Below are 23,897 nucleotides of genomic sequence, written 5' to 3'. Positions count from 1 at the left end.
TCAAATATATGAAGAGAAGTTAAACTTAATATACTTGATTTAATGCCTCTTTTTAAATTGTTTACTTTTAACTAGATGCTTTCGATCTAAATAATGAGCGCAATAACACATACATAACTGGAATAAAGAATAAAACCAGCACCGTACCAAACATCACTCCACCTAAAATACTAATACCGATTTCTTGACGGCTCACAGCCCCAGCACCTTGAGCAAACACGAGAGGAATCACACCTGCACCAAAAGCTAAAGATGTCATTAAAATCGGTCTTAGACGCAAGCTAGCGCCCTCTAAAGCCGCCTGAATGGCGTTCTTACCCTTTTCTTGAGCCAAAGCTGCAAACTCAACAATTAAAATTGCGTTTTTACATGACAAGCCAATCGTGGTTAACAGTGCAATCTGGAAATACACATCATTTGGTAGTCCGAAAATATAAGAGAAAATAACACTTCCTCCGACACCTAGCGGAATAGAGGTCATCACAGCGGCTGGAATGCTCAAGCTTTCATATAGAGCGGCTAAACATAAGAAAATAAAGCCGGCCGAAATTAAATATAACCAGACAGCCTGATTTGTCGACTTCTGTTCTTCAAAAGATAAACCTGTCCAAGCTAAACCAACATCTTTTTGCTGATTTACAAGTTGCTCCACATCTTTCATTGCCTGACCTGAACTGCTGCCACCCGCAACATCTGCCTGTAACTGCAAGGCGCTATAACCCATATAGCGTTTTACGATTTCAGGAGCGCCCCCCCAGCTAAAGTTAGCAAATGAACTAAAAGGCACCATTTCATTTTGGTTGTTACGCACAGACCAGTTATATAAATCTTCAGGCTTCGATCTGAACTCGGAATCACCTTGAATCATGACACGCTTAATACGACCACGGTCAATAAAGTCCTTTACATATGTTCCGCCCCACGCACTCGACAAAGTGTTGTTAATTGCAGGAAGTTCTAAACCATTTGCTAATGCTTGTTTCTGATCAATTTTAATATTGAGATTTGCTTTACTATTAGTTGATTGCTTATCAAAGTTTTCAAAAGTTGAATAATTTTTACTTTGAGTTTGCAACTGATGGAAAGTGCTATCTAGAAAATCTTGTCCCTGCCCATTTAAATCTTGAATCCATAAATCCAAACCATCAGTTTGACCTAGACCATTGACTGAAGCAGGTAAAGTCACATTGATTTGAGCATTATTAAAACGGCTAAAATATTTCATCGCACGCTTTTGTATAGCGTCTGCCGAATCATCTTTTCCTGTACGCACATCCCACGGTTTTAAAGCAATAAATCCTTGTGCCAAGTTCTGTCCTGTACCCGAGTAATTTCGGCCATAACGGATTAAAACCAAGTCAACATTTTTATCTTCTTGAGTCAGGAAATATTGACGGACTTGTTCACCAATTTTCTGACTTTGCGAAATTGGGGCACTATCCACAAGCTTAATTTGAACACTTAAAATGCCTTGATCTTCTTTAGGAATAAATCCACTTTTTAAACCGCTATAGAACAGGGCGAAAACAGCAATCAAAGCCACAAAAATCACAACAACCGATTTACTGTAACGAATACTTGTTTTTACGATCTTGATATATTGATTTTTAAGTTGATCAATTTTTTGGTTAAACCAAACTGCCCAACGCATAGGCTTAGGGTTAGGCTTTAAAATTAGGGCACATAAAGCTGGTGTTAGGACTAATGCAACAACGAGCGATAACGCCATAGCAGCAACTAACGTAATGGAAAACTGGCGGTAAATAACCCCAATTGAGCCACCTAAAAAGGACATTGGAATAAAAACCGCCGTTAAAACTAATGTAATCCCAATTAAGGCTCCACTAATTTCGCCCATTGACTCAATTGCTGCTTCTTTCGGTGTTAAATGCTGTTCATGCATGAGCCGCTCAACATTTTCTACCACCACAATTGCATCATCCACCAATAAACCAATGGCGAGTACCAGTGCAAATAACGTTAAGGTGTTAATACTAAAACCGAGCACATATAAGACAGCAAAAGTTCCTAAAATAACAACGGGCACAGTAATACTCGGAATGAGTGTAGCGCGCCAGCTTTGTAAAAATAGGAACATCACCAAAATAACGAGAATAATCGCTTCAATAAGCGTCTTTACAACTTCCTTAATCGACTCTTGCACAAATGGCGTGTTATCTCGTGGATAAACAATTTTATATCCGGCTGGTAACTTGCTTGTAACCTGATCTAGAGTTTGATGAATAAGCTTAGAGGTTTGAATGGCATTCGCACCTGAAGATAGCGAAATACCTAAACCAGCGGCAGGATAACCATTAATGGTGTTAAAAGACTGATAGTTTTCTGCACCCAACTCAACTCTGGCAATATCTTTTAAATAAACATAGCTCGCTGTTTGATTTGATTTCACTACAATATTTTTAAACTCTTCGACTGTTTTTAGTCGAGAACCTGCTGTAACTTTCGTATTTAAATACTGCCCATCGATAACAGGTAAATCACCAATCGCACCCGCAGCCACTTGTGTATTTTGAGCGGTGATTGCACTGGCAACATCACTTGGCATTAAATTATATTGTTTTAATTTATCGGGATTTAGCCAGATTCGCATCGCATATTGCGAACCAAAAACATCCGACTCACCTACCCCTTCAATACGGTTCAGGTCATCTACCACGTGCGTTGTTAAATAGTCCGATAGCTCAATATTGCCCGCTTTACCTGTCGAGTCATATAAACCTACCACCATAAAAGTGTCGCCAAGTGACTTACTTACCGTCACCCCTTGGCGCTGCACTTCATCTGGTAAACGTCTTATTACGCCACTAATACTATTTTGTACTTGTACCTGTGCCGTATCAGGATTTGTTCCATTATCAAAACTAATCGTAATTCGGCTACGTCCTGATGAGTCACTGGTCGAACTGAAATAAAGTAAGTGATCAATACCTTGTATTTGCTGTTCTAAAATCTGAGTAACACTTTGCTCAACCGTTTGTGCATCTGCCCCACTATAACTTGCCGATACTGTAATTTTTGGAGGGGCAATATCAGGATAACGTTCTACGGGTAAATTCAGCACCGAGAAAATACCAAATGCCATAACAATAATTGCTAGTACACTGGCAAAAATAGGGCGCTGAATAAAGAATTTAGATAGCATGGCTGCTCAGAATTAAGTCGTCAATTAACAGGTGGCAATACCGAATTCGGCATCTTGATCATCAACGAGCGATATATAAAAGACAAGTAGAATTAACACAATAAATGCAATTAAGACAAAAACAAAGCCAGAATGGGCATTTCCTACAAACCCATAAACAAGGTTTTAACAAGTGTCACTAAAAATTCATGAATTCTTCATGATCATGTCAAGTTCAATCGGGAGACTAGTTTCGTTTAGACTAAAACAATATGAGTAGAATTATGTTTAAAAAAGCAATTTTATGCTTAAGTTTAATTAGCTTAGTTGGTTGTAATGACGATGATAAAACTGAAAACACACCAACTACGCCAGAATATCAACTTCCTAAAATTCTAGTAGTAGGACACCGTGGCGCTAGCGCTTTACGTCCAGAACACACTTTAGCTTCATATCAAAAAGCCATAGATGATGGTGCAGATTTTATTGAACCAGATCTAGTATCCACAAAAGATGGTGTATTGGTTACTCGCCATGAAAATGAGATTGGCGGCACAACCAATGTAAGTACCTTAAGCCAGTTTGCAGACCGTAAAATAACAAAAAATATTGATGGTAAAGACTTAACAGGTTGGTTTACAGAAGACTTCACTTTAAGTGAATTACAGCAACTTAAAGCGCGTGAGCGTATTCCAGAGTTCCGACCGGCAAACACAGCTTATAACGACCTTTACCCTGTTCCAACTCTAGAACAAGTGATTGAGCTGGCTGAAGCAAATTATAAGAAAACAGGAAAAATCATTGGTTTATATATTGAAACTAAACATCCGACTTACTTTAAAAACCAGAAACTGGCAATGGAAGATAGTCTTCTTAAAACCTTAGCCAAATATAAATATACGCGTGACATTGCCCCTGTCTATTTACAGTCTTTTGAAGTAAGTAATTTAAAATATTTAAAAGATCAGCTCGACCTTCATAAAACCATTAAACATGCACAAATTATTCAATTATATGACGCTAAAACCTCTCAACCAGCGGACTTTGTTGAATCTGGAGAAACTAAAACTTATGCCGATTTAGCCACAGCACAAAGCTTAAAAGACGTAGCTAAATATGCAAACGGGGTAGGTCCAAGTAAAGGCTATATTCTGAACTTTAATGACAATGGCTCAGTTCAAACGACTTCGTTTATTTCTGATGCGCATGCAGCTGGCTTAAAAGTACATCCTTATACTTTCCGTCCAGAAAATAACTTCTTACCAAAGCCTTTAAAATGCAGTCAAGATAAACCAGCTGAGCGCTGCCCAACTGGTGCTTTAAAAGAGTTTGAAGCCTATTTCAAAGCGGGTGTTGATGGTGTTTTTACAGATGACCCAGCACTTGGCCGTGAAGCTGTTATTAATTATGAAAAAGCCGCAAAATAATTAAAGTTTTTAATAAAAAACAGGGCAATAAATGCCCTGTTTTTTTTATTTCTCTACGACATTATCAAAATAAAGTGGGATCCACTGATATTGCTCAGCGTTTACTTTATAAACATGACCAATGCCTGGGAATGGTAAATGTGGTGCTGCGACCCATTGCTGTTTATTTGAAATTTCAGCGAACATTTTTAAACGGGTATTAATCGCCTGCTCAGAATTCACATCAAAATCCACACCTGTTTTTGGAGCATCAAACTGCAAAGAATGTGAGTGAACGATATCTCCCACAAAAATGATTTGTTGATCATTACTCTTTAAGCGAAAGCTATGATGACCAGGTGTATGACCACGCGTATCGATCACTTCAAAGCCTTGAATGACATCACCATCTTTAAATGTCTTGAATGCTTTTGTTGCTTGATATGGAGCAAGTGCAGCTTTTACATTTTTAACAGTACCTAAATAATTTGCTTTTTGATTCGCTGGCACTGTTTTTTCAGAAGCAGGATTTAACCAATAATCAGCCTCGCGTTCATGTGCATAAACGGTTGCATTTGGAAATACAGCTTTCCCATTTTGAGCAATTCCGCATACATGGTCTGGGTGTAAATGTGTGAGTAATACTGTTTTTACATTTGCCAGTTGATACCCTGCCAATTCAATATTTTTTGCAATCGAACCAAGTTGTGGACCAAAGCAACTTGCTGCACCACTGTCAACAAGCGTCAAACTTTTGCCATCATCAACTAAAAATGCATTGACCGAAGTTTGAATACCCTTCTCATTCACAGCAGCATATTTAGTTAATATTTTAGTTTTCTGAGTCTGATTTAAATTTTTAAACAAGTCAGGATTTAGATAAATCGTACCATCAAGTAAAGAAGTCACACGGTATTTTCCGAATTGATGCTTATAATATCCAGGTACTTGTTGAGTGGGCGCTTGCTCAGCATACGCAGCATGCATGCTACAAAATGCAAGACCCAAAGCTACACATAATTTTTTCATCTCTTCTTCTCTATTCAGTTATAAAGTCAAAATCTTTAAAAAAGATTTAATAATTTTTTAAGACCCAAATTGTATAATGCATGAAATGTGTCAGAAATATAAGTAAATGAATAGCTATTCTCCTTATAAGGGCAAAACAGGCCTTAAGCGTATATTAAATGCAACGGGCTACTCGATTTCCGGATTTAAAGCAGCATATAAAAATGAAGCAGCTTTCCGTCAAATTGTTTTGATTAATCTTATTTTAATTCCAGTCAGTTTTTTTCTTGATGTAACCCGCAGTGAACATGTCTTACTCATTATTGTATGTTTATTTGCAATGATCGTTGAACTGTTCAATTCAGCTATTGAAGCAGTCGTTGATCGAGTCTCTCTTGAAAAACATCAGCTTTCTAAAAATGCAAAAGATATGGGAAGTGCTGCTCAATTTGTCGCACTTTCTATCATTGCCATTACATGGTTGTTCATTTTATTAGGATAAAAAAAACCATGCTTATAAGTAAATAAGCATGGTTGTAACAAAGAGGAACTTCTAGCTGCTGTCCCTGTTTTTTAATATAAGTGATTGAACTTAACTATTTCTTAAAATCATGTAAAAATAAAAAATCTCTGTATAAACAGGGATTTTTTTGGTTAAGGGGTTGATGTGTTATTACATCATTACTCACACTTCATGTTAAACGATCTAAAAATCAAACGAATAAAACCAACTGGAAAAGTCTTTCGAGTTGCAGATTATTCTGGATTATGTTTATAAATCCGTCCATCTGGTGGTAAGTTTTGGCGTTTCCGTTATCGCTATCTGACTAAAGCAAATATGCTGACTATCGGCCAATATCCAGAAGTTAGTTTAACTCCAGAATTTCGAAAACAATTAGCTAACGGCGTAGACCCTTTAAGTTACCAACAAGAAGAACTATTAAAAGTGATACAGGCTAATAGCGGAACCTTTAGTTTAGTTGCTTCTGAATTATTAAAGTCCAAGACTGACCAGCAATCGGAAGAATGGTTCATACGCCGCAAAAGCTATTATAAAAAAGATATCTTCCCTATTCTTGGAAATAAACCAATTCATGAAGTTGATTCAATTGATATAAAAAATGTGCTTGATAGCACTGTAATCAGAATAAGAAAGTCAGGTAAAGGAAATGGTGAAGCACGAGGAATTTTCGTAAGGCAAATTATTGGCGAGGTTATGACTTACACCATTATCACTAAACGAATATCTATTGATCCTACTTATGCTTTAAGACGATATATCAAGCTTCCAGAAGTTACCCATGCGAGGCCTTTAACATAAACTGAGAAAAGAGTTTCTCCCAAAGTTAAATATATATGGTGGCTCTATAATTACTCGTAATGCTATTAAAGTGGCTGCTTATTCTCGGCTCAGATCTATTGAAATTCGAAGAGGGAAAAAAGAGTTATAAATTTTGACGATAAAAACTTGGACCATACCAGCCGTATCAAGGGCTGAAATTCTAACTGGCAAACGCAATATGAAAAAGAACAGGATTCATATTGTTCCTTTATTAGATCAGCTTATTGAAATCATTAAAGAACAATTTGAACTGTATCCAAATAGTGAATATATCTTTTCTGGTGAAGATGACGAGACGATAGGAAAAACCACACTAAACACAGCATTAGATAATCTTGATATAGCTTTTAGAATGCATAGCTTAGAGCTACAGCCTCAACTATTACTAATGAAAATGGATTTAACCAAGACTGGGAGAACTACATCTTGCACATGTTTTGGATAATAAAACGCGTACTTCTTATAACCATGCATAATGGCTAAATGATCGTAGAAATATGATGCATATGGTGGGCAGATCAGGTTAATAGTTGGGTGGTTTAACCACCTTGATTAGCTTCATATCACACCGTTAATGAGCAAAATTATTCACAATCCATTTAAAGCGTTCTCACACAAATAGGGACATTAACGTTACTATTAATTGTGTGAGCTGTGTAACCTGTAAGCATTGGCAATGCTTAATATCATAATTATTATTGTATAAGCTGGGCCATTGTAACCTCGCGCAAAAGCCTTCCACTTTATTCTTCAATGCATCCAAACCATTTACTCTGATAAAACGGCACATTGCTTCAAGCTGTGAGGCTTCATCTTTATACATGGTATTAATGAAGGCTTGTAATGATGGATAGTCTAATGAATACCCGTTACACCCCATACCAGACCAACTCCCCATGAACAAGATTCAAGTGCGGTGATATTTAGCTCTATCATTAAGCTTTGCATGCTGTTGAGAATATAAGCCGTAGCCGCCGGAGTCTTACTGCAAAGATCAGGACGTTTACGTATCATTTCGTCAGCAATCTTAGCTTTATTATTTGCAGTTAATCGCTGACGTATGACATAAAGTTCAAATAAAATTACTGACGTACCATTTTGATTAAAACCGCTGCCCTTGCATTCAACATCAATAAGAACTTGTAATGTTGCTGGCTCAACGCCTAGAGATTCAGCTTGTTGAATTATTTGTGACTCAGTAAGCTTATTGCTCATTAGTCACTACATTTACCGCTTATAATCGCGACAAATACAGATTTAACTTCGGCAATTACTTCTCTCAATAATTTATCTTTCATTAAAGCAATTGATTGATAAACAATGCCAAAAAGCCAAATACTGCAAAAATCAGCATTATGAAACCTTGGAACATTGTGGAATGAGTAAGAAAACCAAAGTTTCCAAGAAAAGCGGGGCCACCATATAAACTTACCGTTACGCTACAGGCAAACTTTGTAGCAACTCCCATTGACACTTTTTCCCCTCTTTATCAATATCGCCACTTAGTACCAACGCTAATATTACCCCGATAGCTGCTGGAAAAATCTTTAACACCCATGGAATCGCGTTCTCCTGCATAACATTCTCAATTTAATAGCAATAAAAAAGCCCTAACTTATTTAAAGCTAGGGCTTGTGGGTGGATGTTGGGTAATACAAGATTCACATAGAAAATCTATAATTAGGCAGAATAAAATCTACAAGATTCATTTCGAGCTATCTGCCATGAAATTTAAATACTTATCCCTTGCAGTATGGGCTTTCTGCTCTTCTGCATTTGCCCAAAACTTTGTTGAGAATACAGATATCACTGATCAAGTGAATGCTGAGCTTACGAAGAATAAATCAGTCTCGATTCCATCTGGTGACTTTAAGGTTGATGCTAATAAATCAATTCAACCACCTAGTGGCTCATCAATCAAAATGGAGAATGGCACACGGCTATTTGTAATACCCAATCGCCATGATAGTTCTCGGATATTTAAAGTTTCGAATGTGAATAATGTAAAAATTACAGGTGGTCAGCTTATTGGTGATAAGTACACACACTTAAATGGTAAAGGCGAATGGGGTATGGGTGTTGAGATTAGAGATTCTCAAAACATTTCTGTTTCAAATATGAAGATTTCTAAAATGTGGGGTGATGGAATCTACATTGCCACTAATGGAGCTAATGGCAATAAGAATATTACCCTTAATTCTTTAAATCTTACTGATAATAGACGCCAAGGTATAACCATAACATCTGTGGATACTCTGAATGCAACTAACCTAAATATTTCCAAAACTGGTGGAACAGACCCCGCGAATGCTGTAGATATTGAGCCAAATAATAATAAAGTTGTTTTGCGTAATATCAACTTTAATGGCTTAAATACCTTCGACAATACAGGTGTAGGGTTTCAAGTTTCTTTGAAGCAATACAACAACTCACCTAAACCTATCTCTATTTCACTACGCAACCACAACGACAGTAGATCTAACTTCGGGTTTGTTATTAATGGCCTAACCTCACCAGTGAAAGGTTCTATCGATATTGATGGGGTCAAATACAAAACCAATAAGAAGAATAATTTTTGTTTTAATAGTTGGCAAAACAATGTCAATGTCAATGTCAAAAACATTAGTTATGACAAAGAAAATACATTCCCTAAACATTCATGGTGTTTAGACTACAACCAAGAATCTAAGATAAAAATAAGTCGGGCCCAATAATGGACCCGTTTTATTAATTCTTTCTATTAAAATAGCCAACATAAATTAGTACGACTACATACAAGAATAAATAGTTGAATACAAAGAATGTTGAACTGTTTGTTGATAAAGACATGATTGCAACAAGAGCCATTGCCGATACTGGTTTAAATGGCTTCTTTTGTCTACTAACCATAAAACCTAAGTACAACATAAAGATTGCAAATATTGATGTACCAATGATACCAAAACGCAATAGCAAGTCTAAAAGACCATTGTGTGTTCCTAGTTCATGACCATCTAATTCGAATTTAGCACCATCAAAGCCGAGTCCGAACCAAGGTTGCCCTTTGAAGCGTTCAACAGCAATTTGCATTAAAATATCACGCGAGTTATAGCCAGTATAGAGCAAACGTGAATCACCAGTAATTGAGTACTTAGCAATGACAGCGGATACAATGTCAACACCATAAGCGGATATTAAAGTAGCAGCCAAAACTACAATAAGAACTGAGACGAAACGCAAACGTGGGAAGAAGCTAAATAATGCAAATACCCCAACGCTCAGGGCTAAAGCCATTGTTGCACTACGTGATGCTGTAACAATCGAGATTGCAAGAGCAATAAGTACAGCAAGCAATCTAAATTTGAATGTTCTAATCCCAAGCATTATGAATGGCAATAACATTACAGCCATATGAGCTGTAATGTTTGGGTTCATAAATAACCCTGCGCTCCGTGTGTCAGACCAAGCATTAAAACTCACACAGAAGAACGGATAGATTATTAGTAGTTTTTTTGCAAGCCGATTCATACGATTTTGATCATAGAATTGAACGGCATTAATCTGTGCTATCTGTGTTGTTAGTATAAGGATTAAAACCATACCAATCGACTGTGCTATTACAATCCATTCATCCTGCAATACTAAGCTTTGTAAAAGTGCATAAAGCAAAAGAGCCAAAAGGACAACTAACCCAAAATTTAATCCAAGCCTTTGTTTTAAATAAAACACATATCCATAGAAAATAAAAATATGAGTTAAGATTAGCGGAACCCTTAGAACTGCTAAAGCAGGGATGCTAACTATAAAAATTAGAATGATTGAACTAAGTACAAATGCACCTATTCCAAATAATCTACTACTGTTAATTTTCATAAGATTACAGCACTATATGATATTTATAAAAAATCTGGTTTGATATATTTCATTCAATATGAATTAAATATTGCAAATAGCAAAGTGTAAATTACATGAAAAAATTATCATTACAATTACTTGTTGTTATATTTTCTATGATTGCTTCTTTAATTTTATATACTTTAATGTCAAAAAATCTTTTGAACCTGTAGATTTCTCCCTTTTTGTTACTATTGGCACTGTGATTGGTCTTACTTTAATTAGCACCCGTAATAACTAGCCTTCTTCATCGGGTTCTATTTTTCCGCAATATTCACAAAGTTTTGCAATGCAAAATCTTCCATCTGATAGAAAGGTTTGCATTGCAGGGTATTTGATATACTTATGCTCACAAATTTCCTGATCAGCAAACATGTTAATGTGCTGTTGATAAGTTAAATCTGTATATTGCGTAAGCATATTTCCTCACTATGAACATTTATACTCGTAATTAAATGTTATTTTGATTGTGAATTTAATACCGCACCAGCACTATCTCGAAATTCAAAAATAGCTGATGCATCACTAATAAATATTAGTTCTGACTGAAAGATACTTGCATTTGATTGAATCATTGCTTTTGCAGCCCTAACTTGGACTCTGGTATGTTTTGGAACATTAACCGTGATACAGCCATTTGTGAGGTGGCTTAAGTACCAAGTACTTCGACACCAGGCCAACCAGCAAGGCCGGTGTAATCATTACCCGTTACTGTTCCAACTGCTCACCCAGAAAATTGATTGTTAGATCCAGATACTACAACATTATCATCAGTTTGAATGTCAATAGTATTGTAGCTACCATTAACTGCCATACGATTAAATACATTTCCTGTAGACAGTACAGTTAGGTTATTGTAATTACTTATAATGTTGACACCTGTGTTGCAAGCATTAGCAATAATAGTTCCACCGCCATAATCTCTAGATACAACAACACCATCACCTATAGACTTATCTATTTGTAAATTATAACTATATCTAAATAAAGCACCTGTTGCTTTCGTGTCGTAGTGTACTCCTCAATATTGGGTAAAACCTGTACCTACTCTACCTGTAAGCTCCTCAATTCCTGTTTCATTTAATGCCGAACCATCTGAAATAGTATTAAACATAGAATGATTCATGAATAAATTGTCAATGTTTTTTTACACTTCCCTCATGTGAAGAAAATCATATGCAACATTGGGTCATTAGCAGGATAAAAAGTCCCATTGATCGCACCTTGTCCTTTTGTTGAGTGAATGGCTGTACCCATATCTTCAAAATGAATCGCCCATGAACAAGTTAACTTTGTAGCGTTTAGATATGAATGCCCGCTTGCAATGTTTAGATAAACATTACCTGTACAGACAATACCTTCAGCTATGCCAATATTTGAGTTGGATCATTTTCCGGATTGTAGGCAGTAAAGCGGCAAGCCATTTGCTCACCGCGTGATAGAGAATTCAAAGCATCACCGCTTATTCGCTTAAATGAAGAACCACGGTTCTCAATAAACATCCCTTCGATATCATCAGCATCATTAAGTATAATTAACCCAAATAAACCTCTTCGATTTGTAAAAATATTTGATTTATACGCAAGGCTAAAATCATACTGTCCATCAAATCGATTATTTAAAATACGATAGAACTCTCCGCCCTACACTCGGATCATATGATGGTCATTTAAAACCCCGCCACCAATAGGCAATGTTTTGTCTTGAATAAAGTGGAACCCATCAATACTTACATTATTCTGATTATAATCAGCAATAATATTGCTTTTTCCCTGAGTAGTCAGCACATGACAATTACTACGAAATGATTTATTTCTTGTTGGTTTTTTCCGCCATTACTCATTACAAACTGAGCTTTAATGACTGTAAAAAACTTCTGTTTAAATAGTTATGTTCTTAGCTGTATTCGGCAAGGTACAGATGAAAATGAAATTCAGTAACTGAGAACATAAAATCAGCTAAAGAAAAGGTCGCATTAAGCGACCTTTTCTTATGTGGCTAAATCAAATGTGAGTAACCATTCTTTAAATAAAAAAATTAAATATTATATTACAAACTCTTAACTTAAAAATGAGCGGTTTACATCATGCCGCCCATACCACCCATACCGCCCATATCTGGAACAGCTGCTTTATCTTCTGGAATGTCAGTAATCATACATTCTGTAGTTAACATTAAACCAGCTACAGAAGCAGCGTGTTCAAGTGCAGAACGAGTTACTTTAGCAGGGTCAAGAATACCCATTTCTAACATATCGCCATATTCGCCAGTTGCAGCGTTATAACCGAAGTTACCTTCACCAGCTTTAACTGCATTAATCACTACAGATGGCTCATCACCAGCATTTGAAACGATTTGACGAAGTGGAGCTTCGATCGCACGGCGTAAAATATTGATACCCGCAGTTTGATCTTCGTTAGCGCCTTTTAGGTTGTCTAATACATTTACAGCACGTACTAGCGCAACACCACCACCAGCAACCACACCTTCTTCAACTGCTGCACGAGTTGCATGAAGTGCGTCGTCTACGCGGTCTTTCTTCTCTTTCATTTCAACTTCAGTTGCCGCACCGATTTTGATTACAGCAACACCGCCTGCTAATTTAGCAACACGTTCTTGTAATTTTTCACGGTCATATTCTGAAGAAGATTCTTCAATTTGAGCACGGATTTGTTGAACACGTTCAGCAATAGCAGCTGCATCACCAGCACCATCAACAATTACAGTGTTTTCTTTAGAAACAGTGATTTTGTGCGCAGTACCTAAATCTTGAAGAGTCGCTTGCTCTAAAGACATACCAACTTCTTCAGAAATAACAGTTGCGCCAGTTAAGATCGCGATGTCTTGAAGCATTGCTTTACGACGGTCACCGAAACCAGGAGCTTTAACAGCACATACTTTGATAATACCGCGCATGTTGTTTACAACAAGCGTAGCAAGCGCTTCGCCTTCAACATCTTCAGCAATAATAAGAAGTGGTTTACCAGTTTTCGCAACTGCTTCTAAAACAGAAATCAATTCACGAATGTTACCGATTTTTTTGTCAACAAGAAGGATGAACGGGTTTTCAAGCTCAGCAGTTAAAGTATCTTGCTTGTTTGCAAAATACGGAGAGATATAACCACGGTCAAACTGCATACCTTCTACAACGTCTAATGCATCTTCGAAGCCAGAACCTTCTTCTACAGTGATTACGCCTTCTTTACCTACTTTTTCCATCGCTTGAGCGATAAGTTTACCAACAGTAGTATCAGAGTTAGCAGAGATAGAACCAACTTGTTCGATCGCTTTAAAATCATCAGCAGGTTTTGCATTTGAACGGATATTTTCAACTACAGTTCTTACTGCGATATCGATACCACGTTTTAAATCCATTGGGTTCATACCTGCAGTTACAGATTTGATCCCTTCATTTAAAATTGCTTGAGCAAGTACAGTTGCCGTTGTTGTACCGTCACCAGCGATGTCGTTAGTTTTGCTAGAAACTTCACGAACAAGTTGAGCACCCATGTTTTCAAACTTGTCTTTTAATGAAATTTCTTTAGCAACAGTTACACCATCTTTAGTGATGTGCGGAGCGCCGAAAGAACGGTCAATAACAACGTTACGACCTTTAGGGCCTAAAGTCACTTTAACAGCATCTGCAAGTACGTTTACGCCTGCAATCATTTTTGAGCGAGCTGAATCACCAAATTTTACGTCTTTAGCTGACATATTAAACTCCGAATCTTTTTAAATACTGAATCTGATAATGAATTGAGTTATGGATTGATTAGCCTTCCAACACAGCTAAAATGTCTGACTCTTTCATGATTAAGAGTTCTTCACCACTTACTTTCACTGTTGTACCTGCATAAGTACCAAACAATACTTTGTCACCAACTTTAACATCCAAAGCACGTACGCCATTCTCAGTGATTTGACCATTACCTACTGCAATTACTTCACCTTGAGATGGTTTTTCAGCAGCAGAACCTGGAAGTAAAATACCACCAGCAGTTTTGGTTTCTTCTTCTACGCGACGAATTACAACGCGATCATGTAATGGACGAATGTTGCTCATAATTAACTCCACCAGACTTAGTCTTTTTGATTAATTGCTATTGCCTTAATCCAGAGCAATAACAAAATATTTAGATGTCACTTTTGTGGGGATGAAAAAAAAGGCTTCAAGGGGAAAATGAAAAAAAACTTATCTTTTTTGGTCGTTTTTAAGACAACCACATCATTAACTAATCTTATTAAAATTTAAGTTAGCTAGAAGAAAACTCTCTCTTTTCATAATTAAACCAATAATGATCAATTTTTCCTTCATTTGAAATGACATTAAAACTATTTGGAACATGATAATGCAAACGGCTAGATGTGGCTGTGCCTGCATGAATATCATAAATAGGATGATCTATTTCTAATTGATAAATCTGCGTTAAATCATATACAGCCGTTTTATGTAAATGCCCATGTAACATACCAAATAGCCCGGTCGCACTCCATTTTTCGAGAGCCATTTTTCCCAATACAGGACAATCTTTAATACCATGTTCGTCATCAGGTGGAGTATAAAAAGGCTGATGAAAAACCACTAATTTGATTTTATTCTCTGGCCCTTGTTTTAAGCGCTCATATGTCGTTTGAATTTGCTCAATCGAAATATGTCCACGAGTATGATAACGGCGGCGTATACTATTTACGCCAACAATATAAAAATGCTCAGTTTCTAATGTAGGCTCAAGTTGACCAAAGAAATATTGATAGCGAGTAAATGGAGAAAAAAAACGGTTCCAGACATGATACAAAGGAATATCGTGATTCCCCGGCACAATAAGATAAGGAATATTAAGACTATCTAAAAATTGGCGACAATTATAAAACTGTTTATATCTGGCTCGCTGAGTGATATCTCCACTCACTACAATAACTTCAGGTTTATGTTGGCTACAAAAAAGCCGAATCGCATCTAAACAGGCTTCGATTTCTGTTCCAAAATGCAAATCAGACAGATGTAATAACATTTGGCACCATAATATTTAAAGCATTCTTTTCTACAGTGAAATTTAATGGTGTTTTCATTTCTAATATTTCACCATCTAAAGCTACAGTAAGTTTTGATTTTTTGGCACATTCAACGATGACATGATCAGCACAGAAACTATAGACATCTTTTGTCTCTTCAACCTTTCCCTGAATCCATTGCCAAAGCATATGTAATAAACTAAGCCTATCACTTTTTGTAATGACCACTCCAGCAACTCTCCCCTGTGCAGCACAATCAGCAATTCTTAATTTCATATCACATAGTTGCAGTTGATTATTACCAAAGAAAATTAGAGGTGTTTTAACTGGATATTTTTTTCCATCGACCGTGACGGAGAGCTTCATTGATTTATTTTCTCTTAATAAAACATCCAAAGCCGAGGTATAGGCATGTAAAGGCAAACGTCCTAAATATTTATTGTAGAGCTCACGTTTTTTTATAAATAAAGGATAAAGGCCTAGGCTCGCATTATTTAAATAAATATGATCGTTAATAGTCGCAATATGTACAGAACGCGGTGTACCTGTAGCAATGACTTCAGCCGCCTCTAACAAATCTAAAGGAATATCTAAAACTTTAGCAACGTAGTTAAAAGTCCCCAAAGGTAAAATTCCCATAGGAATATTGGTATGTCGAAGTTTTGAAGCGACTGCATTTAACGTTCCATCCCCACCAGCTGCCACAACAACACCTAAATTTGCACTTTGACTATGCCGATGGATGACTTTGTTCATCAACTCATCAAAGGTGACATCCTCTGATAATTCAAAAACTTGTATTTCAAAACCAAAATCGGTGAGTACAGTCATTAATTGTTCATACATATCTTCATGCTTCGAAGCATGAAAACCCGATTTCTGGTTATAGATGATAGAGAGAGGTTTTAAAGTCCGCATTTTTATTATCTTAAAGAGGATTTACCTTGTATTTTGTATAGAAAATCGCCTAATAAAAGTCCCTTTATGTAAATTTCGAATGATGATCATTTGTTTAATCAATAATAATTCTCAAGAAAAATTTAAACATCAAGTCATTGATTTTAAAAAAAATAAATAATATAAATAACACACATACAACATAAAAATGTAAGGAATAAAATACACCAAAAAACAATAAATATATGATTTGAATCAAAAAAAATTAAAAACCAAAATATCTATTTCTTATTCTTTAGTCTTATTTTTTTTATGATTTTGTGCTTTAATACAGCCACTTTTTTATTTGATCTTTCATTGTACCTCAATGAATGACTTGTACGTTGTACATATTTTGAATAGGCCTCACCATGACCACAGTGAACGCACCAGAATTCGTTCGTCATCCTAAGCTTATCGCATGGGTTGAAGAAATTGCAAACTTAACCAAACCAGCAAAAATCGAATGGTGTGACGGAAGCGAAGAAGAGTATCAACGTCTAATCGACTTGATGATCGCTAACGGCACCATGCAGAAATTAAACCAAGAAAAACATCCTGGTTCTTATCTTGCAAATTCTGATCCATCTGATGTTGCGCGTGTTGAAGATCGTACTTACATTTGCTCTCAAAAGAAAGAAGATGCTGGTGCGACAAACAACTGGGAAGAACCAGCTGTTATGCGTGAAAAGTTAAATGGTTTGTTCGAGGGATCAATGGAAGGTCGTACAATGTACGTTGTGCCTTTCTCTATGGGTCCTCTTGGAAGCCATATTGCTCATATCGGTATTGAATTAACTGACTCTCCTTACGTTGCTGTTAGCATGCGCAAAATGGCACGTATGGGTAAAGCAGTTTATGACGTATTAGGTACAGACGGCGAATTTATTCCTTGTATTCATACTGTAGGTGCTCCACTTGCTGAAGGGCAAAAGGACGTTGCATGGCCTTGTAACCCTGAAAAATACATTGTTCACTATCCAGAAACTCGTGAAATCTGGTCTTACGGTTCTGGTTATGGCGGTAACGCATTACTTGGTAAAAAATGTTTAGCACTTCGTATCGCTTCTGTTATGGGACGCGAACAAGGTTGGTTAGCTGAACATATGCTTATTCTTGGTGTGACTAACCCACAAGGTGAAAAACACTATATCGCTGCAGCATTCCCATCTGCATGTGGTAAAACAAACTTCGCAATGTTAATTCCACCAGCAGGCTATGAAGGCTGGAAAATTGAGACTGTAGGTGACGATATTGCTTGGATCAAACCAGGTGAAGATGGTCGTCTATACGCAATCAATCCAGAAGCTGGCTTCTTTGGTGTTGCACCTGGTACGAATACCAAAACTAACCCTAACTGTATGGCAACTCTTCACAAAGATGTTATCTATACCAACGTTGCGGTAACTAACGACGGTCAAGTATGGTGGGAAGGTCTTTCTAAAGAAATTCCAACTAACTTAACTAACTGGAAAGGTCAACCTCACGTAAATGGTGAAAAAGCTGCTCATCCAAATGCGCGCTTCACTGTTGCTGCTGGTCAATGCCCTTCTATCGATGCTGACTGGGAAAATCCAGCAGGCGTTCCGATTTCTGCATTTATCTTCGGTGGTCGCCGTGCAGATACGGTTCCTTTAGTTTCTGAAGCTTTTGATTGGGTTGATGGCGTTTATAAAGCTGCAACTATGGGTTCTGAAACTACTGCTGCTGCTGTTGGTCAACAAGGTATCGTTCGTCGTGACCCATTCGCGATGCTTCCATTTGCTGGCTACAACATGGCTGACTACTTCGATCACTGGTTAAGCCTTGGTCAAGAAGTAAGTACAAAAGCTGAAGCTGCTGGTAATAAATTACCAAAAATCTTCAACGTAAACTGGTTCCGTCGTGATGCTGAAGGCAACTTCGTGTGGCCTGGTTTCGGTCAAAACATGCGTGTTCTTGAGTGGATTATTGACCGTTGTGAAGGTCGTGCAAACGCTGTTGAAACACCAATTGGTCTTGTTCCAACTTACGATGACTTGAACTGGGAAGGTACTGATTTCTCTAAAGAAGAATTTGACCTTATCACAGCTCAAAATAAAGATCAGTGGGTTACTGAAATTGAAAGCCACACTGAGTTATTCAATAAACTTGGTGAACGCTTACCAAAAGCATTAAAAGAACGTCAAACAGCTTTACTTGAAGCTGTAAAAACTGGCTTCTAATTGCTAAATATAAAAAAGGTCGCCTTGTGCGGCCTTTTTTATTATGCGGCATCATCTTTTTGTCGACGTCCAGCCAAATAGCTTTCCAAATTTTTTACTTGTTTTTCATCAAATGCCAAACCTAACTTAGTTCTACGCCACAATATATCTTCTGCCGTATTTGCCCATTCATTTTCACATAAATACTGAACTTCAGATTCAAATAAACCATGACCAAAATTTTGCCCTAACTGCTCAAGAGCTTTTCGTTCATGCAAAATATTCCAAACTCTAGAGCCATAGGCATTTGCCCAGCGCGTAGCAAGCTGATCGGTTACCCCTTCCACTTGGTTTTGAATTTTTATAACTAAATCTTCAAGTGTGGTCCAATTCTCTGCCCCAGGTAATACTTCATTTGCAGTCCACTCCTCTCCCATATCTGTAAAAAACGGACTAAGTTCCTCTAGGGCAGATTCCGCTAATTTCCGATAGGTTGTAATCTTTCCACCAAATACGCACAGCAAGGGAGTTGTTTTGTCTTCCACTTGCAGTGCCACAGTATAGTCACGTGTAACTGCCGAAGGATTATCTGACTCATCATCACATAACGCTCGGACTCCAGAAAACTGACTGACGATATCTGCACGGGTGAGCTGCTTTTTAAAATGTGAATTTGTCACCGTTAAAAGGTAATCAATTTCTATTTCTGTAATCTCTACCTTTTGAGGATCATCCAAATATTCCTGATCTGTCGTACCTATTAATGTGTATTGCTCTAAATAAGGAATCGCGAACACAATACGTCGGTCTTCATTTTGCATAATAAAAGCTTTATGACAATCATACAGTTTAGGCACAACAATATGACTTCCTTGAATCAGGCGAATTTGATATGGCGATTTTAATTGTAGTTTTTCACTAATAAGTTCTTCGACCCACGGGCCTGCTGCATTCACCAAGGCTTTTGCACGTATTTGATAAGACTCAGTCCCGCTTTGTAGTTCCAAATGCCACAATTCTTGTTGTCTATAAGCCTTAACACATCTTGTCCGCGTTACAACTTTGGCACCCTTCTCTTTGGCTTGTAGCGCATTTAACACTACAAGACGCGCATCATCTACAGTACAGTCAGAATATTCAAATCCACGCGTTATAGCAGGTTTTAGGGGACTATCTTCTTTGAAATAAATAAGATTTGACCCTAATAATTTTTCTCGTTTCCCTAAATGATCATAAAAAAATAGGCCTGCCCGAATTAACCACGCTGGGCGCAAATGTGGTCGATGAGGCATAATAAAACGCATTGGTTTAATAATATGTGGAGCTTTAGCCAACAAGACTTCACGCTCTGCTAAAGCTTCTCTAACCAACCGAAATTCTTTATGTTCTAAATAGCGTAAACCGCCGTGAATTAATTTACTGCTCGCAGATGAGGTGTGACTAGCTAAATCATCTTTTTCACATAAAAATACCGATAAGCCACGGCCTGCTGCATCATTAGCAATACCGACGCCATTAATACCGCCACCAATCACGGCAATGTTATATATTTTCGAATAATCATTAGCTTGTACTGTCATTTCTCATTTTCTTTTTATTGTTTATCTTATTAAAAATTAAAACATCAAATGGATGAAACAACAATCAAAAAAGCAGAATAATCAATTTTAAATACCTACTAGGTAAGCTCCTCATTGATTACTCTACAATTTAATTAATTTAAGAAAAAATCAATCCTCTGCCCAATTTTGACTACGCTGAACTGCCTTCAACCATCCTTTATACATGACTTCAGTTTCTTCAAGGCTGGCACGTGGTTCAAAAACTTTTTCTATGGCTGACTTATTCCTTAATTCATTCAAATCTTGCCAGAAATCTGTTGCCAAACCAGCAAGGAAAGCAGCGCCTAGGGCTGTTGTTTCTTTCATAGTTGGTCTTTCAACTGGAGTGGCTAAAATATCAGCCTGAAATTGCATTAAGAAATTATTAGCAGTTACCCCACCATCCACTCGAAGTGTACGAAGCTCTTCTTCTGCATCTTGCTGCATGGCATCAAGTACGTCCCTTGTCTGGTAAGCAATTGACTCTAAAGTTGCACGAATAATATGTTCTATACTTGCTCCACGAGTGAGACCAAAGATTGCCCCACGCGCTGTCGGGTCCCAATAGGGAGCACCTAAACCTGTAAAGGCAGGTACAACATATATACCATTGCTGTCTTTTACACGTGTTGCATAAAGCTCAGAGTCTTTAGCATTCTTAATTACTTTTAGCTCATCACGCAGCCACTGTACGCAAGAGCCTCCATTAAACACGGCGCCCTCTAAAGCATAGTTCACTTCACCATTTGCACCACACGCAATCGTCGTCAGTAAACCATGCTCTGAACGGACAATCTTTTTACCCGTGTTCATTAATAGAAAGCAGCCTGTACCATAAGTGTTTTTTGCTTGTCCAGGTTCTACACACATTTGTCCGAAAAGAGCAGCTTGTTGATCCCCAGCTATACCTGCAATCGGAATCCCCACTTCTTGTCCACTAATGGTATGGGTATAACCATACACCTCAGATGAACTACGAACTTCGGGTAGCATTGCTTTGGGAATATCTAAAGCTTGTAAAAGTTTTTCATCCCATGCGAGCTTTTCAATATCAAAAAGCATTGTTCGCGAAGCATTGGTGAAATCAGTGACGTGGGCTGCCCCGTTAGTTAACTTCCAGATTAACCATGTATCGACCGTACCAAATAATAACTCCCCTCGCTCAGCACGTTCACGGCTTCCTTCTACATGGTCCAAAATCCATTTTATTTTGGTGGCAGAGAAATATGGATCAATGACTAAACCTGTTGTTTTACGAATATATTCTTGCCAACCCGTTTTTTGTAATTGATTACATATTTCTGTAGTTTGACGGCTTTGCCAAACAATTGCATTGTAAATAGGTTTTCCTGTTTTCTTATCCCATACAATTGTGGTTTCCCGCTGATTTGTAATCCCAATTGCTGCAACTTGTTCGCTCTTGATACCAGCTTGAGCTAGAGCTTCTACCCAAACAGCACTTTGCGTCGCCCAAATTTCCATAGGATCATGCTCAACCCAACCTGGCTGCGGATAAATCTGAGTAAATTCTTTTTGAGCAATACTTACAACGTTAGCATCATGATCTAAAACAATTGCTCTTGAGCTTGTTGTTCCCTGATCAAAAGCAACAATATATTTTTTTGGGCAATTTGACATCTGAATGTCCCTTTCATTATCCACACACATCTAGTTCACAATGCCAAAACATCATGTCTAACTGTATTTATTCAAAATTTTCTTTGGAATATATCATTATTTTTAAGATATACAGGACTTCATCACCTAAACATTGCTCATTCTTTGTCAATTTCTGACTAGTTGGAAAAAATAATATACGAAATTTTAGAATTAGATTATGAAAATATGCTGATTAACTAATTTGAAATCACATAAAGATTTAACTTATTCCTTTGCTCAAAATAACAAACATTGTTTTACAGACATAAAAAAAATAAAGTGAAATACTCCTCTAGATAATATGTAAAACAGAATAATTCCTCTCTTTTTTTAGCATTCAACCCAAGCGAAACATGGAGCGACCCATGGTTGATCAACCTTCTACAGCAACAACTCCACACTCTAATTTAGATACAAAAACTCGCCTAAAATCAATTTTGGGTGGTTCTGCGGGCAACCTTGTCGAATGGTACGACTGGTACGTATATGCCGCATTTACGCTCTATTTTGCTCATGCATTTTTCCCAAAAGGAAGTCAAACAGCTCAACTTCTTCAAGCGGCTGCAATTTTTGCTGTAGGTTTTTTAATGCGCCCGATCGGTGCATGGATTATGGGAATCTATTCAGACCGCAAAGGGCGTAAAGCAGGTCTTACACTTTCCGTTACTTTGATGTGTGTGGGTTCACTTCTTATTTCTGTGACGCCAAGTTATGAAAGTATTGGTGTATTTGCCCCTCTCTTATTAGTCGTCGCTCGTTTAATTCAAGGCTTAAGCGTAGGCGGTGAATATGGTGCCAGTGCCACTTATTTAAGTGAAATGGCTGAAAAAAATCGGCGTGGTTTTTTCTCAAGTTTCCAATATGTCACCTTAATTGCAGGACAACTGACAGCTCTATGTGTTCTTTTAATCTTACAAGTGGTATTAACCGAACAACAGTTGCATGATTGGGGATGGCGCATTCCATTCTTTATTGGCGCTTTACTTGCAATTGTTGTGTTCCGTATTCGTCGTGGCTTATTAGAAACACAATCTTTTAAAAATGCTCAAGCTGAAAAAGACCAACCAGAATCAGGCATGTTTGCCTTATTCAAGCACTACCCGAAAGAAGCTTTTACAGTATTATTTTTAACTGCTGGCGGAACTTTAGCTTTTTATACCTACACCACGTACCTACAAAAATATTTAGTGAATACTTCCGGATTTACAAAACCCGAAGCCACTCAAATTACCACTTTAGCGCTATTTATTTTCATGTGCTTACAACCTGTAGCCGGTGCTTTGTCAGACCGGATCGGGCGTAAACCACTTATGATTGCCTTTGGTGTAACTGGGGTTTTATTTACTTATATTTTATTTAATGCGCTTGCAACCACACAGAATTATTGGACTGCTTTCTGGTTATGCTTGGCAGGCCTAGTCATGGTAACTGGCTACACTTCAATTAATGCCGTGGTTAAAGCAGAGCTATTTCCTGCGCATATTCGGGCTTTAGGGGTAGCTTTACCCTACGCGATTGCCAATACATTGTTTGGCGGTACAGCAGAGTTCTTTGCTTTAAGTTTTAAAGAAGCTGGACATGAATCTTGGTACTTTATTTATGTAAGTATTATGATCTTCATTTCACTTATTATTTATATTTTTATGAAAGATACTAAGCATCATTCAAAAATTAAAGAACATTAATATTTTACCAATAAGAGTTAATATCGCCAGCTGATGTTAGCTTAAATCG

General features: G+C 37.3%; 17 protein-coding genes and 3 pseudogenes. 6 read left to right on the top strand and 14 right to left on the bottom strand.

Annotated features, from left to right (window positions below):
• Positions 1-67 precede the first annotated feature (67 nt).
• Positions 68-3,163, bottom strand: a complete 3,096-nt coding sequence (locus tag FY048_RS00230) for a multidrug efflux RND transporter permease subunit (RefSeq protein WP_446089710.1) — start codon at positions 3,161-3,163, stop codon at positions 68-70.
• A gap of 263 nt (positions 3,164-3,426) precedes the next feature.
• Here FY048_RS00230 and FY048_RS00225 point away from each other — a divergent pair, with 263 nt between their 5' ends.
• Positions 3,427-4,569, top strand: a complete 1,143-nt coding sequence (locus FY048_RS00225) for a glycerophosphodiester phosphodiesterase (protein WP_446089709.1) — start codon at positions 3,427-3,429, stop codon at positions 4,567-4,569.
• Between the two features lie 45 nt (positions 4,570-4,614).
• Here FY048_RS00225 and FY048_RS00220 read toward each other — a convergent pair whose 3' ends face one another.
• Entirely contained in the window at positions 4,615-5,577 is a 963-nt protein-coding gene (locus FY048_RS00220; protein ID WP_016137278.1) for an MBL fold metallo-hydrolase, read from the bottom strand.
• Positions 5,578-5,683: 106 nt separating this feature from the next.
• On the opposite strand from FY048_RS00220, the gene FY048_RS00215 reads away from it, so the two are divergent.
• Together FY048_RS00215 and FY048_RS00210 are read left to right on the top strand one after the other, a co-directional pair.
• Positions 5,684-6,058, top strand: coding sequence for a diacylglycerol kinase (locus FY048_RS00215; RefSeq protein WP_016137277.1), 375 nt, complete (start codon positions 5,684-5,686; stop codon positions 6,056-6,058).
• Between the two features lie 276 nt (positions 6,059-6,334).
• Positions 6,335-7,441 (top strand): annotated as a pseudogene (locus FY048_RS00210) (tyrosine-type recombinase/integrase).
• Positions 7,442-7,508: 67 nt separating this feature from the next.
• Here FY048_RS00210 and FY048_RS00205 read toward each other — a convergent pair.
• Both FY048_RS00205 and FY048_RS00200 read right to left on the bottom strand, forming a co-directional pair.
• A pseudogene (locus tag FY048_RS00205) lies at positions 7,509-8,113 on the bottom strand (N-acetylmuramidase domain-containing protein).
• Positions 8,113-8,476: pseudogene (locus FY048_RS00200) on the bottom strand (hypothetical protein). Before FY048_RS00200 ends, FY048_RS00205 begins: the two co-directional pseudogenes overlap by 1 nt.
• Before the next feature lie 146 nt (positions 8,477-8,622).
• Here FY048_RS00200 and FY048_RS00195 point away from each other — a divergent pair.
• The gene (locus FY048_RS00195) at positions 8,623-9,612 is read left to right on the top strand and encodes a right-handed parallel beta-helix repeat-containing protein (RefSeq protein ID WP_446089708.1); all 990 of its coding nucleotides are present in this window, start codon (positions 8,623-8,625) and stop codon (positions 9,610-9,612) included.
• 13 nt (positions 9,613-9,625) lie between these two features.
• Here the strand turns inward: FY048_RS00195 and FY048_RS00190 are convergent, their stop codons facing one another.
• The 8 genes from FY048_RS00190 to FY048_RS00155 form a co-directional block, all read right to left on the bottom strand.
• Positions 9,626-10,312, bottom strand: coding sequence for an O-antigen ligase family protein (locus FY048_RS00190; RefSeq protein WP_446089707.1), 687 nt, complete (start codon positions 10,310-10,312; stop codon positions 9,626-9,628).
• Between the two features lie 696 nt (positions 10,313-11,008).
• Positions 11,009-11,191 (bottom strand): hypothetical protein, encoded by a 183-nt coding sequence (locus FY048_RS00185; RefSeq protein ID WP_446089706.1) that lies wholly within the window; start codon positions 11,189-11,191, stop codon positions 11,009-11,011.
• 944 nt (positions 11,192-12,135) lie between these two features.
• Complete coding sequence (locus FY048_RS00180) at positions 12,136-12,273, bottom strand: hypothetical protein (protein WP_446089705.1); 138 nt, start codon at positions 12,271-12,273, stop codon at positions 12,136-12,138.
• A 141-nt stretch (positions 12,274-12,414) separates the two neighbouring features.
• A complete protein-coding gene (locus FY048_RS00175) occupies positions 12,415-12,558 on the bottom strand; it encodes a hypothetical protein (protein ID WP_446089704.1) in 144 nt (47 codons plus the stop codon).
• A 292-nt stretch (positions 12,559-12,850) separates the two neighbouring features.
• Positions 12,851-14,485, bottom strand: coding sequence for a chaperonin GroEL (groL, locus tag FY048_RS00170; protein ID WP_446089703.1), 1,635 nt, complete (start codon positions 14,483-14,485; stop codon positions 12,851-12,853).
• Positions 14,486-14,543: 58 nt separating this feature from the next.
• Positions 14,544-14,834: a co-chaperone GroES gene (locus tag FY048_RS00165; protein ID WP_002120604.1), complete on the bottom strand. Its 291-nt coding sequence runs from the start codon at positions 14,832-14,834 to the stop codon at positions 14,544-14,546.
• A 190-nt stretch (positions 14,835-15,024) separates the two neighbouring features.
• Positions 15,025-15,783 carry a metallophosphoesterase family protein gene (locus FY048_RS00160; protein ID WP_446089702.1) on the bottom strand — a complete coding sequence of 253 codons (759 nt, stop codon included), beginning with the start codon at positions 15,781-15,783 and terminating at the stop codon, positions 15,025-15,027.
• A complete protein-coding gene (locus FY048_RS00155; RefSeq protein WP_016137273.1) occupies positions 15,764-16,702 on the bottom strand; it encodes a diacylglycerol/lipid kinase family protein in 939 nt (312 codons plus the stop codon). The genes FY048_RS00160 and FY048_RS00155 overlap by 20 nt, the downstream gene beginning before the upstream one ends.
• 389 nt (positions 16,703-17,091) lie before the next feature.
• Here FY048_RS00155 and FY048_RS00150 point away from each other — a divergent pair, with 389 nt between their 5' ends.
• Positions 17,092-18,924: a phosphoenolpyruvate carboxykinase (GTP) gene (locus FY048_RS00150; RefSeq protein WP_446089701.1), complete on the top strand. Its 1,833-nt coding sequence runs from the start codon at positions 17,092-17,094 to the stop codon at positions 18,922-18,924.
• Positions 18,925-18,965: 41 nt separating this feature from the next.
• On the opposite strand, the gene glpD is transcribed toward FY048_RS00150, so the two are convergent.
• Positions 18,966-20,483, bottom strand: a complete 1,518-nt coding sequence (gene glpD / locus FY048_RS00145) for a glycerol-3-phosphate dehydrogenase (protein ID WP_446089700.1) — start codon at positions 20,481-20,483, stop codon at positions 18,966-18,968.
• 150 nt (positions 20,484-20,633) lie between these two features.
• Entirely contained in the window at positions 20,634-22,142 is a 1,509-nt protein-coding gene (glpK, locus tag FY048_RS00140) for a glycerol kinase GlpK (protein WP_446089699.1), read from the bottom strand.
• 374 nt (positions 22,143-22,516) lie between these two features.
• On the opposite strand from glpK, the gene FY048_RS00135 reads away from it, so the two are divergent.
• Positions 22,517-23,848: an MFS transporter gene (locus FY048_RS00135; protein WP_446089698.1), complete on the top strand. Its 1,332-nt coding sequence runs from the start codon at positions 22,517-22,519 to the stop codon at positions 23,846-23,848.
• Positions 23,849-23,897: the final 49 nt, after the last annotated feature.

Source organism: Acinetobacter sp. 1124_18A, assembly GCF_052824995.1.
This window is presented reverse-complemented; position numbering and strand designations above follow the sequence as displayed.

Excerpts from the sequence above, each read along its gene's own strand:
- FY048_RS00230 (WP_446089710.1), bottom strand. The coding sequence starts at position 3,163 with ATGCTATCTAAATTCTTTATTCAGCGCCCTATTTTTGCCAGTGTACTA.
- FY048_RS00225 (WP_446089709.1), top strand. The coding sequence starts at position 3,427 with ATGTTTAAAAAAGCAATTTTATGCTTAAGTTTAATTAGCTTAGTTGGT.
- FY048_RS00220 (WP_016137278.1), bottom strand. The coding sequence starts at position 5,577 with ATGAAAAAATTATGTGTAGCTTTGGGTCTTGCATTTTGTAGCATGCAT.
- FY048_RS00215 (WP_016137277.1), top strand. The coding sequence starts at position 5,684 with ATGAATAGCTATTCTCCTTATAAGGGCAAAACAGGCCTTAAGCGTATA.
- FY048_RS00195 (WP_446089708.1), top strand. The coding sequence starts at position 8,623 with ATGAAATTTAAATACTTATCCCTTGCAGTATGGGCTTTCTGCTCTTCT.
- FY048_RS00190 (WP_446089707.1), bottom strand. The coding sequence starts at position 10,312 with ATGAACCCAAACATTACAGCTCATATGGCTGTAATGTTATTGCCATTC.
- FY048_RS00185 (WP_446089706.1), bottom strand. The coding sequence starts at position 11,191 with ATGCTTACGCAATATACAGATTTAACTTATCAACAGCACATTAACATG.
- FY048_RS00180 (WP_446089705.1), bottom strand. The coding sequence starts at position 12,273 with ATGTTTATTGAGAACCGTGGTTCTTCATTTAAGCGAATAAGCGGTGAT.
- groL (WP_446089703.1), bottom strand. The coding sequence starts at position 14,485 with ATGTCAGCTAAAGACGTAAAATTTGGTGATTCAGCTCGCTCAAAAATG.
- FY048_RS00165 (WP_002120604.1), bottom strand. The coding sequence starts at position 14,834 with ATGAGCAACATTCGTCCATTACATGATCGCGTTGTAATTCGTCGCGTA.
- FY048_RS00160 (WP_446089702.1), bottom strand. The coding sequence starts at position 15,783 with ATGTTATTACATCTGTCTGATTTGCATTTTGGAACAGAAATCGAAGCC.
- FY048_RS00155 (WP_016137273.1), bottom strand. The coding sequence starts at position 16,702 with ATGCGGACTTTAAAACCTCTCTCTATCATCTATAACCAGAAATCGGGT.
- FY048_RS00150 (WP_446089701.1), top strand. The coding sequence starts at position 17,092 with ATGACCACAGTGAACGCACCAGAATTCGTTCGTCATCCTAAGCTTATC.
- glpD (WP_446089700.1), bottom strand. The coding sequence starts at position 20,483 with ATGACAGTACAAGCTAATGATTATTCGAAAATATATAACATTGCCGTG.
- glpK (WP_446089699.1), bottom strand. The coding sequence starts at position 22,142 with ATGTCAAATTGCCCAAAAAAATATATTGTTGCTTTTGATCAGGGAACA.
- FY048_RS00135 (WP_446089698.1), top strand. The coding sequence starts at position 22,517 with ATGGAGCGACCCATGGTTGATCAACCTTCTACAGCAACAACTCCACAC.